The sequence below is a fragment of the Acinetobacter terrestris genome (assembly GCF_004331155.1).
Classification (GTDB): Bacteria; Pseudomonadota; Gammaproteobacteria; order Pseudomonadales; family Moraxellaceae; genus Acinetobacter; species Acinetobacter terrestris.
Map to the genome: position 1 here is coordinate 1 of NZ_SJNZ01000046.1, position 11,160 is coordinate 11,160.

The 11,160-nt window shown below is 43.2% G+C and carries 11 protein-coding genes and 2 pseudogenes; 4 read left to right on the top strand and 9 right to left on the bottom strand.

Annotation, left to right across the window (positions count from 1 at the left end; all coding sequences use genetic code 11):
• Window positions 1–129: pseudogene (locus E0H81_RS15595) on the top strand (IS3 family transposase); the annotation flags it as partial.
• A 269-nt stretch (window positions 130–398) separates the two neighbouring features.
• On the opposite strand, the gene E0H81_RS15600 reads toward E0H81_RS15595, so the two are convergent.
• Complete coding sequence (locus tag E0H81_RS15600; protein WP_131320230.1) at window positions 399–1,205, bottom strand: NAD-dependent epimerase/dehydratase family protein; 807 nt, start codon at window positions 1,203–1,205, stop codon at window positions 399–401.
• 35 nt (window positions 1,206–1,240) lie between these two features.
• On the opposite strand from E0H81_RS15600, the gene recG reads away from it, so the two are divergent.
• Both recG and E0H81_RS15610 read left to right on the top strand, forming a co-directional pair.
• The gene (gene recG, locus E0H81_RS15605) at window positions 1,241–3,286 is read left to right on the top strand and encodes an ATP-dependent DNA helicase RecG (RefSeq protein WP_131320232.1); all 2,046 of its coding nucleotides are present in this window, start codon (window positions 1,241–1,243) and stop codon (window positions 3,284–3,286) included.
• A 150-nt stretch (window positions 3,287–3,436) separates the two neighbouring features.
• Window positions 3,437–4,069 (top strand): ComF family protein, encoded by a 633-nt coding sequence (locus E0H81_RS15610; RefSeq protein WP_131320234.1) that lies wholly within the window; start codon window positions 3,437–3,439, stop codon window positions 4,067–4,069.
• A gap of 77 nt (window positions 4,070–4,146) precedes the next feature.
• Here the strand turns inward: E0H81_RS15610 and E0H81_RS15615 are convergent, their stop codons facing one another.
• Window positions 4,147–4,554: an NUDIX hydrolase gene (locus E0H81_RS15615; protein WP_131320236.1), complete on the bottom strand. Its 408-nt coding sequence runs from the start codon at window positions 4,552–4,554 to the stop codon at window positions 4,147–4,149.
• Between the two features lie 2 nt (window positions 4,555–4,556).
• Entirely contained in the window at window positions 4,557–5,150 is a 594-nt protein-coding gene (locus E0H81_RS15620; protein ID WP_131320238.1) for an LOG family protein, read from the bottom strand.
• A gap of 149 nt (window positions 5,151–5,299) precedes the next feature.
• On the opposite strand from E0H81_RS15620, the gene E0H81_RS15625 reads away from it, so the two are divergent.
• Complete coding sequence (locus tag E0H81_RS15625; protein WP_131269192.1) at window positions 5,300–6,313, top strand: CorA family divalent cation transporter; 1,014 nt, start codon at window positions 5,300–5,302, stop codon at window positions 6,311–6,313.
• Between the two features lie 317 nt (window positions 6,314–6,630).
• On the opposite strand, the gene E0H81_RS15630 is transcribed toward E0H81_RS15625, so the two are convergent.
• From E0H81_RS15630 to E0H81_RS15655, 6 genes and pseudogenes are all read right to left on the bottom strand, one after another.
• The gene (locus E0H81_RS15630; RefSeq protein WP_131320240.1) at window positions 6,631–6,921 is read right to left on the bottom strand and encodes an STAS domain-containing protein; all 291 of its coding nucleotides are present in this window, start codon (window positions 6,919–6,921) and stop codon (window positions 6,631–6,633) included.
• Window positions 6,922–6,936: 15 nt separating this feature from the next.
• The gene (locus E0H81_RS15635) at window positions 6,937–7,569 is read right to left on the bottom strand and encodes an MlaC/ttg2D family ABC transporter substrate-binding protein (protein ID WP_131320242.1); all 633 of its coding nucleotides are present in this window, start codon (window positions 7,567–7,569) and stop codon (window positions 6,937–6,939) included.
• Between the two features lie 17 nt (window positions 7,570–7,586).
• Entirely contained in the window at window positions 7,587–8,255 is a 669-nt protein-coding gene (gene mlaD, locus E0H81_RS15640; RefSeq protein WP_131320244.1) for an outer membrane lipid asymmetry maintenance protein MlaD, read from the bottom strand.
• The gene (gene mlaE, locus E0H81_RS15645) at window positions 8,252–9,031 is read right to left on the bottom strand and encodes a lipid asymmetry maintenance ABC transporter permease subunit MlaE (protein ID WP_131320246.1); all 780 of its coding nucleotides are present in this window, start codon (window positions 9,029–9,031) and stop codon (window positions 8,252–8,254) included. Before mlaE ends, mlaD begins: the two co-directional genes overlap by 4 nt.
• Entirely contained in the window at window positions 9,028–9,846 is an 819-nt protein-coding gene (locus E0H81_RS15650; protein WP_131320248.1) for an ABC transporter ATP-binding protein, read from the bottom strand. Before E0H81_RS15650 ends, mlaE begins: the two co-directional genes overlap by 4 nt.
• A 402-nt stretch (window positions 9,847–10,248) precedes the next feature.
• Window positions 10,249–11,160: pseudogene (locus E0H81_RS15655) on the bottom strand (DEAD/DEAH box helicase); the annotation flags it as partial.

Below are 11,160 nucleotides of genomic sequence, written 5' to 3' on the forward strand. Positions count from 1 at the left end.
AGAGATGAAGCTAAAGCAGATATTACAAAATACATTGTGTTATTTTATAATCAGCGAAGAATTCAAAAGAGTTTGGATTTTAAAACGCCAAATCAAATAGCAGAGAACTTTTATCGGTTAGCTGCCTAGCATATCCCAAGTGAAAGTCTCCTGCTAATTCAGCACATATCAATCTTCTTGTGGTGACCGCGCAGCTGATCGTCGTCCAGGTGGCAGATAATTTTTTAAAATAATGTTTTCCTTAAACTCCTTCTCCCTCTGGGAGAAGGCTGGGATGAGGGTTTTAATTTAGCCTCTTCTCATCCTTCAATTGTAGGATGAGAAATATCATTTCATCAGAGAAAGGTTTTAATTTTAATCCTCTCCTAACTCCTCCTTTAAAAAGGAGGGGGACTTTCTTATATTTTTTCTAACAATTCTGCATAATCCCCAAAACAATCTACATGCTCTAACTTAAATCCTGTTTCAGCCATCCGCGTTGCATAAATTCTTTTTCCCGACAGTGCTTCACTCTCTAAAACCAGTTCAGGCAAATTCAGCTGTCGTTGAAACCATTGAATGGTTTCATGCAAAGGTGTCGGTTGATTATTCGTGACAATATACGAATTTTCTGGATGTTCCACGTGAATCAATTGCGCCAGAAATCGGGCTAAATCATCAATATGAATCCGGTTGCTGTAGTGAATTTGAGGATAGCTTTGAGTCATTTCAGCCAGCTTGATCATCCTAGCCACCGAAATACCATAAATCCCGGTTGGGCGAATGATGATGCACTGTTTCGGAAAAGCCTGCTGATAAAGCTGTTCCATTTTCAATAATAATCTACCCTGCTCATCAACAGGTTGAATACATGACTCATCATCAGTGTGCTCACCCTTATTTTCACCATAGACACGGGTGGATGACACCACCACAATCTTTTGAACTTGATGCTGTTTTAACGCTGCTACAATGGGAGCAATAGAATCGACATAGGTCTGTTGATAGCCTTCAATACTGCTCTGTGACGGTGACAGCAACACATACGCCCAATCTATAGGCTTGATTTGGGTTAAATTGAGCTGATGAACATCCTGAATCAGATGCGTCGCAAATTGATCCGTTTTCGGACTTTGGCTAATTGTGGTAATTTGGTGGCCTTGCTCAAATAACTGTTTAGCAACGCGCCGAGATGTTTTACCATAACCAATAAATAATATATGCATTAAACACCTGATTACATAACCGAAGTTGAGGGTAAATGGCTGCAGTCCATCAATTGCAAGGGGTAGGAAATGCCTCTGCTGCTTTACTGGAAAAACTGAATATTTTCAGCACAGATGATCTGCTTTTTCATCTGCCGCGTGATTATGAAGATCGTAGCACGATCATCCCCATGAACCAATTGATCGTGGGGCGCAGCTATTTGCTAGAAGGCATCGTCAAAGGTGTGGATTTTCCACCGGGCAAGCGCAAATCCATGGCGGTGCTCTTGGAAGATGATTTTGGCAAAGTCACCTTGCGTTTTTACCATATCTATAAAGCCCTGACCGATCGAGCTAAACCGGGCAATCAACTGCGTATTTTCGGTGAAGTCCGTGTCGGTGCACGTGGTTTAGAGCTTTATCATCCTGAAATTCAGCTGATTACCCAACATACGCCTTTACCCAAAACTGAACTAACCGCCATTTATCCAGCTACCGAGGGCTTAACTCAAGCCAAACTGCGGGATTATGTTAAACAGGCACTGAAGCAGCATAGTGATGACCTGCCTGAATTATTGCCAAAAAAATTTACCAATGGCTATGCGCTGAAACAGGCCCTGGAATATATTCATGAGCCGCCACTGAATGCCAATATGTTGCAACTAGCACAAGGCTCACACCCTGCCCAGCAGCGCTTAATCTTTGAAGAACTGGTCGCGCATCAGATTAGCCTGCTTTCACGCCGGGCTTATATTCAGCAAATTGAAGCCCCTTCTTTTTCACCCAGTAAAAATTTTGCCAAACAGTTATTGGGCAGCTTGCCTTTTAGCCTGACTGGTGCGCAAAAACGCGTCTCCAAGGAAATTGTGCAGGACTTAAAACAAAACAAACCGATGCTGCGTTTAGTTCAGGGCGATGTCGGTGCAGGTAAAACTCTGGTTGCAGGCGTTGCAGCCTGTCATGCCCTAGAAGAAGGTTGGCAAGTAGCCCTGATGGCTCCGACTGAAATTCTGGCTGAACAGCATTATTTAAATTTTAAAAAATGGTTTGAACCCTTAGGACTTAATGTTTCTTGGCTTTCAGGAAAACAAAAAGGTAAAGCGCGCGCAGCTGCAGAACAAGGCATCAAAGAAGGCACCGCAAATTTAGTGGTCGGTACCCATGCCCTGTTTCAGGAAAATGTCGGATTTGCCAAATTGGGTTTGGTGATTATTGATGAGCAGCATCGCTTTGGGGTAGACCAACGACTGGCACTGCGTAACAAAGGTGCCAACAACATGACACCACATCAACTGGTGATGACGGCCACCCCGATTCCGCGCACACTGGCAATGTCTGCTTATGGTGATTTGGATACTTCCGTGATTGATGAACTCCCTCCCGGTCGTACCCCAATTCAAACCGTCACCATTCCTTTAGACCGCCGTGAAGAAGTGTTACATCGGGTTACCACTAACTGTGCTGAAGGCAAGCAAGCCTATTGGGTCTGTACCTTGGTAGAACAATCAGAAACACTGGATGCACAAGCGGCTGAAGCGACTTATCAGGAAATTAAGGAACGCTTTCCACATGTCAATATCGGTCTGGTGCATGGCAAAATGAAAGCCGATGAAAAACAGTCAGTGATGCAACAATTTAAAGACAATCAGCTGCAACTGCTAATTGCCACCACGGTTATTGAAGTAGGTGTTGATGTTCCAAATGCCTCGATTATGGTGATTGAAAATGCTGAACGCCTAGGTTTATCACAATTACATCAATTGCGTGGGCGCGTTGGACGTGGCGCAACCGCCAGTTTCTGTGCCCTGCTTTATAAAAGCCCGCTGTCACAAAATGGACAGGAACGCTTACGCATTTTGCGTGAAAGTAATGATGGTTTTGTGATTGCAGAAAAAGATCTGGAAATTCGCGGTCCGGGTGAACTGCTCGGCACCAAACAAACCGGTGATATGGGTTTTCGGGTTGCCAAGCTTGAACGAGACGATCATCTGCTGAATCAGGCACATTATGTGGCACAGCAAATTCTCAAAGATTATCCAGAGAATGCAAAAGCTTTACTCAAACGCTGGCTGCCTGAAGCCCCACGATACGCTTATGTATAGAGAGTCATTTAAAAAATATATTTAATAATGAGTATAAAATAATACGCTTAGTCAGGTAGTTATGATGGCGTGGGCGGCATGGATGCTGCCATTGTTGAAACTAAATATAAACTGTGCAAAATTAACGCCAAATAAAAGAAGAATAAAAACATGCTGCAATTCATTAATCCATTACTGCACAAAGCGATCCAAAGCATTTCGCCTTGCGTACTTTGTGGAATCGACCGACAACAACACCATTCACTCTGTGAAGATTGCTGGCAACAAATGCCGTGGTCTAAAAGTACGGTTCAGCGCCAAGAAATGGATATTCAGGTGGCTTGTCATTATGGCTACCCGATTGATCGTATTATTCAAAAATTCAAATACGAGCAGCAACTGCATTTCCAGAACTTGCTTGCAGGTGCATTACTTGAAATTCGGCTACCCAAAATTCAAGCGATTGTGCCGATGCCAATCTCAAATGAACGATTGCTAGAACGCGGTTATAACCAGTCTTTGATCGTGGCTAAAATCATGGCCAAACAACTGAATATTCCAATATGGCAGCCCCTTATCCGTTTACAACAGCATTCACAAAAAGGCTTAAGCCGATTAGAACGGCTTAATCATATTGAACAACAATTTCAAATCAGCACCACATCCAAACTTCGCTATCGACGCGTACTGATTCTGGATGATGTGGTGACCACAGGCAGTTCCATCCATGCTTTGAAACTGAAACTTGAGGAATTAGGCTGTCAGAAAATTTATGCAGCCTGTATCGCGAGTGCGGAATCTTAATCATTGCTCTGTTTTTATAAGATCAGGAATATTTCATCAGAGCTCAGTCGAAATTTAAACTCTCCTACCGAAAAAACTTAAGAGATAGAACTTTCTGTCAAAAATTGCTTCACCCATGGCATCACAATTTCTGTGGTCAGTGGTGCAAGTTTGGTTTGCTGATCATCTAAATCCACCCATTTCATCTCTGCAATTTCTGCATCAATTTTTGGTGCATGGTCCAAAGCCACGACATACACATAGCTTACCAATAAATGATCTGGCTCATTGGCTGTTGCTGTCTCAAAGCGACCCACAAATTGTTCAATCAATGCCCGGCAACCAATTTCTTCCTGAATCTCACGCAGCATGGTCTGTTCAGGGGGTTCATTCGGTTCAAGCTTGCCACCCACTTGCATAAAACAGGAGGTGTTCTGTTTACGAACCACTAAAAGCTGTTGTTGCTCATTTAAAATAATGGCTGCAGCAACGGTAATTACTTTCATCTTTATTTCACCAACGCTTGCTGATCAACCATGCCCCATTTCGGTTGTGGCGCCTGGAAAGCATCAAATTGCTGCAAAATCTCTTCGATTGAATCCGATGCAATAATGCTGTCCGTGAAACGGGCATGGGTAAAACCTTTTACTGTGGTCAACTGGATAAATTTCAGCAGATCATCATAAAAACCTGTCACATTTAAAAACGCACACGGCTTTAAATGAATACCCAATTGTGCCCAAGTCCATTGCTCAAAGATTTCTTCCAGCGTTCCTGCACCCCCCGGTAAAGCAATAAAAGCATCAGACAGTTCCGACATCTTGGTTTTGCGTTCATGCATATTCGCAACCACATGCAACTCGGTTAAATGTGGATGTGCAAGCTCGCGGTCAACCAATGCATTTGGAATTACACCTATGACTTTACCACCTGCCTGCAAGGCACTATCCGCAACAATGCCCATCAAACCGGAACGACCACCACCATATACCAGCGTTTTGCCTTGCTGGGCAATGGTTTGACCCATTTTCTGTGCAGTGTCCAAGAAAATGCTGTCTGTCCCCACAGCGGAACCACAAAAAATTGCGATTGATTTCGTCATTTTTTCACCATGTTTTGAAGATGTCATACTAATAAAGTAAATATTCAGAAGATTTTTTCATAAAAAAGCGATTCAATCAGTGTTTTTATTCAATTCCTTGTCTAAAATACACCCATTGATTAACCTATACTGCGCAGGGAAAAGACAGCATGCTTGAAGCCTTTTACGCCACAGAGCGCGGTAGTTTGGAAGATGCCACCATTAATGGGGGCTTCGATCTTCATCAAGATTTAGTGTGGATTGATTTAATTGCACCCTCCCAAGAAGAACAACAATGGGTATTAGACGCTTATGAACAGAATTTACCCACGCTAAAATCATTAGAAGACATTTCCTCATCAGCACGATTTTACCGTGATGATGACGGTATTTTACATATCAGCACCTACTTTTTAACGAAAAATAAAAACTTTCAGGTCGATGGTGAAACAGATGACAATTCAAGTATTTTAGCCACCGTACAGACCGTTGCTTTTATTCTGCACAAACAACACCTGTTTACTTTACGTGGTGAAAAGCTGGTTGCATTCCGTGCCTTTCGTGCGCGCGCGCGTCGTAATGATTACGAAATTGACTATAAAGATCCCACTTGGGTATTACTAGGTCTGCTTGAAGCCAAACTGGATGAGCTTGCGGATATTCTAGAAGATGTTCACAAAGACCTGGAAAAATATTCCACCGAAGTATTGAATAACCGCCATCGTGAACAAATACTCGATTTGGATGACATGATTACCCGCTTGGCCCAATTAGAAGACATGCTTGGAAAAGCACAATTGTGTCTGATCGATTTACGTCGGGTACTGACTTTCTTGTCCCGCCCACGTGCTTTGGGCAGCCATATTTACGATGCCGATATTCGAGAGCTGAGTGAAGACGTGCGTTCCCTGGTTGAACATGATGCATTCTTATTCCAAAAAGTACGATTCTTACTCGATACCACCTCCGGATTCATTAACACTGAACAGAACGACACGATTCGTCGATTCTCGATCTTGCCAAGTATGCTCGCGCCTCCCATGCTGATTGCGAGTATTTATGGCATGAATACAGATGTACTGCCTTTTGCCAGAGGAACTACCAGCTTCATTATGGTCGGTATTATTTTGCTGGCTTTCTTTATAGGGCCATTGATTTATTTCCGCTGGAAAAAATGGATCTAAAAAACCCCTCATTACCTTCCTTTTCAAGGGCCGGAATGTTCCCTCTCTTTTTAGGAGAGGGTTAGGGAGAGGTCTTTCAAAAGACATGAATTTTTTGCTAACCAAACTTTCTTTTATTCATCGTGATATAGCCACAAATAAGAAATTCAAAATTCTAATTTTCAACCAAATCTATAGTGTTGGGGAATTGCTATAATACCCTCTCTTTAACTCTCTCCCTAAGGGAGAGAGGATTTCTAGTGTTTTCTAAGTTGTTTAACATCAATTCACAGATATAAAAAAAGCACCTTGCGGTGCTTTTTTTTACATTTCAGTGTTCAGGCAATCAATTGCAGATCATGTTGCAAATGACAGGCTTGAATAATTTTCATCATCTTTTCAGGCACAGCTTTAAACTGAATCCCTTGTGCTTTCGGAGTCTGGCGCAACCAGCGCACTAATACTGCCAAAGCCAAGGTACTGCCCTGCTCCAACTGCGCCAAGTTGACCACCACGGGAAACTGACTTTGAGATTGAATCAGTTTCAAACCCTGCTGGTAATAACTTTCAGCATTTAGATAATCTATTTTTCCAGAAACCTGTAATTCCTGATTAATGACTTCAATCACCAAACACCTACTCAATTATTTTTTATTAACCGCTGCTTCTGCATCTGGCTGGAAGTTTGCAATTGCTTTATCCACACTACCACCATTACGTTTTACGGTTGCAGCAAACTGATTGCGGAACTGCAAACCTAAATCAATGCCCGAAACATTCATGTTGCGGATTTTCCATTGATTCCCTTTATCCACCAATTGGAAAGATACAGGAATTTTTTCACCTTTGTTATTAAAGTCCAGGGTCACCACAGGGTTTTTACTGTTGGTTTCTTTGTATGGACGAAGGCTATAAGACTGATTTGAGAACTTCGCAAATGCGCTACCGTAGTTTTCAATTAAAGTTTCACGAAAATTACGTTCAAACTGCGCACGCTGAGCAGCGGTACTATATTGATTGGTCGCATAGGTACCCATCACAATACGGGTAAATGATTGTGAATCAATATACGGGTCAAGATTTTGACGTACGATCGTTTTCACTACAGCTGGATTATTCTGCAATTTCGCATGATCCGCTTTTAAGCGTGAAATCAGGCCATCCGCAACTTTTTTAACAAAAACAGGTGGTGCTTCTGCTGGTGCTGCAAATGCAGTAGTCGCCATCATTGTTGATAAAACACTAGCTGTAAGTGTTTGTTTAACTAAAGTATTCACTAAAATTCCTCTCCAAATTATTCAACAAATGATGCTTCTGCATCTGCCGATTCACCTGATGTTTTTGCATCTGCCGTTTTTTCTGATGATTTACCTGCACCACCAGTAATGAATTTACTAATCAAATCTTCAAGATCCATCGTACCTTGAGTATTGGCAATGCTTTCCCCACGTTTCACGTAGTTCAAGCCACCGCCCGGTACCACTTTCAGGTATTTTTCACCCAATAAACCATTGGTCGCCACCATAATATAAGCATCTTCATCAATACTGGTGATGGAGCCCATGTTATCTACAAGTTGTTTTTCCATTTCTTTTTGTTGTGCAGGCGCCGCTTCAGTATATTCTGTGCTATAGCGCAGTTCTTCTAAAGCGTTGGTTTTCACTGTTTGAAGCTGTTCTTTGTTAAATGAAGTCAGCTTACCATCCAGTTCAAAATGAACAGTGGCTAAACGCGATACTGGATCAAGGGTAATATCAGTCACACGACCAATCGTTACACCACTCATGGTGACTTTAGCACGCGGTTTTAAACCATTTACATTGTCAAATTGTGCAGTCATATCATAAGCATCACGTAAATTGGTGCCCGATAATCCACTCACTTTCATGGCTAAGAAAAATAACGCCACGCCGAAGATAATGACAAAAATACCTACGGTCAGCTCACTTGTACGTGATTTCATTGAACCCCTCCAAACATGACCGCAGTCAACACGAAATCAAAACCTAATACACACAATGACGAATAAACCACTGTACGTGTTGTGGATGTTGCAATCCCTTCAGATGTCGGCTCACAGGCATAACCTTGATACACCGCAATCCAGGTACAAATCAGGGCAAAAACAATACTTTTGATAATGCCATTTACAACATCATGCCCAAACTGAACTGAACTTTGCATGCCGCTCCAGTAAGAACCTTCATCAACACCTAAAAAATCTACACCAACCATTTTACCGCCCAGAATACCAATGGCAGCAAAAATTACTGTCAGCATCGGCAAACTTACAATACCTGCCCACAAACGTGGCGAAACAATGCGTTTTAGCGGATCGACACCAATCATTTCCATACTGGATAGCTGTTCGGTGGCTTTCATCAAGCCAATTTCAGCAGTCAGTGCTGAACCGGCACGCCCTGCAAATAACAAGGCTGCAACTACAGGTGCAAGTTCACGTAATAAAGTCAGTGATACCATGGTTCCGAGCATTGCTTCAGAACCGACATTCACCAAAATGGAGTAACCTTGCAAACCCAGCACCAAACCAATAAACAAACCAGACACACCAATGATCAGTAAAGACATGACCCCAATACGGTGCATTTGATAAATAAACAGGCTTATGCCCAGTTTAGTCGGCATGGAAAATAAAATTTGCAGCAACATCACCGTTGCCACACCGATACCACGTACACGTTCAATAACGCGTCTACCTAATAAGGCAATGGCATTCATGAACGTACCTCATCACTTAAATAAGCTTGATGACTAAATTGATAATCGACCGGACCTTCTATGGATCCAGTCAGAAACTGACGGACAAAAGGTGAAGCATGTTCTCTGAGTTCAGCAGGCGTTCCTTCCCCCTGAACCTTGCCTTCTGCCACGACATAAATATAGTCGGCAATCGATAAAGTCTCTGCCACATCATGCGAGACAATAATTGTGGTTAAATCCAGAGCTTCACGTAGCGAGCGGATTAGACGGCTCAAAACCCCCATCACAATTGGGTCTTGGCCCGCAAATGGCTCATCGTACATAATCAGTTCTGGATCAAGCGCAATCGCACGCGCCAATGCGACACGACGGTTCATACCCCCCGACAGCTCGGACGGCATCAGTTGTTCTGCCCCGCGCAAACCCACTGATTCTAACTTTAATGCCACAATTTCAGCGATGAGATGTTCAGGTAACTTGGTATGCGCCCGAAGTGGAAATGCCACGTTTTCATAGGTGGTCATATCGGTAAACAGTGCCCCGCTCTGGAAAAGCATCCCCATACGCGCCCGTGCAGCAAACAGGTCAGACCGCGACATGGTCGCAATATCCTTTCCATCTAATAGCACTTGTCCCTGGTCTGGAACGAGCTGCCCACCAATCAGACGAAGCAATGTGGTTTTACCTGTACCTGAAGGTCCCATAATGGCAGTGATCTGACCACGACGAATCGTTAGGCTGACATTGTCATAAATGATACGTTCCCCTCGTTTAAAGCTCAGATTTTTAATCTCAATCAAAGACTGAGATTGAGAGGGTATTTGATTATTCATAGCTGAGCGTTTTCCTACATTTTTTCAGCATGCATACTATAAAGGATTAGAGTTTAAAATGTTACTTTTAGATAAAAGGCAACGAATCCAGCGAATTTTCTAATGAATTTAATTGTAATTCTATTTTTTATAAATAACAGGTATAAAAACAGGACACTGTGTTACAGAAAAGAGTTATAGATAAAGTACACAATATTGCATAACAATAAGGCCAAACCAATATAAGGCATAATCACCTCTGGATTAAAATTCCGAATATAATGAGCAGATTCATTGTTCATATTTAACGATTTTAAAACAAAACATGATTGAGTATACATTTTTATCTTATAAGTTCAAAGATTAATCCATAAAAAAACCGGTGTTTCCACCGGTTTTTTCTATCTAAATTTAACGATTAAATTAGTCGTTAAATTTACGACGTGGACGTTCTTCGCCACCAAAAGCTGGACGTTCAGTACGTGGTTTGTCATCAAAACTACGACGTGGACGATCTTCGCCACCGAAAGTACGCTTAGGACGATCATCGCTGAAAGAACGTTGTGGACGATCACCGAAACCGCCTTCACGACGTGGAGCCGGACGATCACCGTAGTCACGACGTGGAGCTGGACGATCACCTTCACGAGCTGGTTTGTAATCTACACGATTACCACGGTTGTCATCAGCCGTACGTGGTTTGTCAGCAAACGAACGTTGTGGACGATCACCGAAACCACCTTCACGACGTGGAGCTGGACGATCACCGAAATCACGTTTTGGACGATCATCGAAAGAACGTTGTGGACGATCACCGAAACCGCCTTCACGACGAGCTGGAGCTGGACGATCACCGAAATCACGTTTTGGACGATCATCGAAAGAACGTTGTGGACGATCACCAAAACCGCCTTCACGACGTGGAGCTGGACGATCACCGAAATCACGCTTAGGACGATCATCGCCATAAGAAGGACGTTCGCCACGTGGTTTGTCATCAAAGCTACGTTGTGGACGATCACCGCCACGACCGCCATCACGACCACCGCTGAAACCGCCGCCGCTACGACCGCCGCCATCACGACCACGACCACCGCCGAAACCGCCACGACCACGACCACCACCATCACGACCGCCGCCATCACGAGCACCGCGTGCAGGAGGTGGAGATGGCTCAAGACCTTCAATTTCAGACACGTTCAAACGTGCATCTAGGAAGTCTTCAAGCGCACGGATTTTACCGCGCTCACGGTAAGTCGCTAATGTAATCGCGTTACCAGTACGGCCCGCACGACCTGTACGACCGATACGGTGTACATAGTCTTCGTTTTTCAT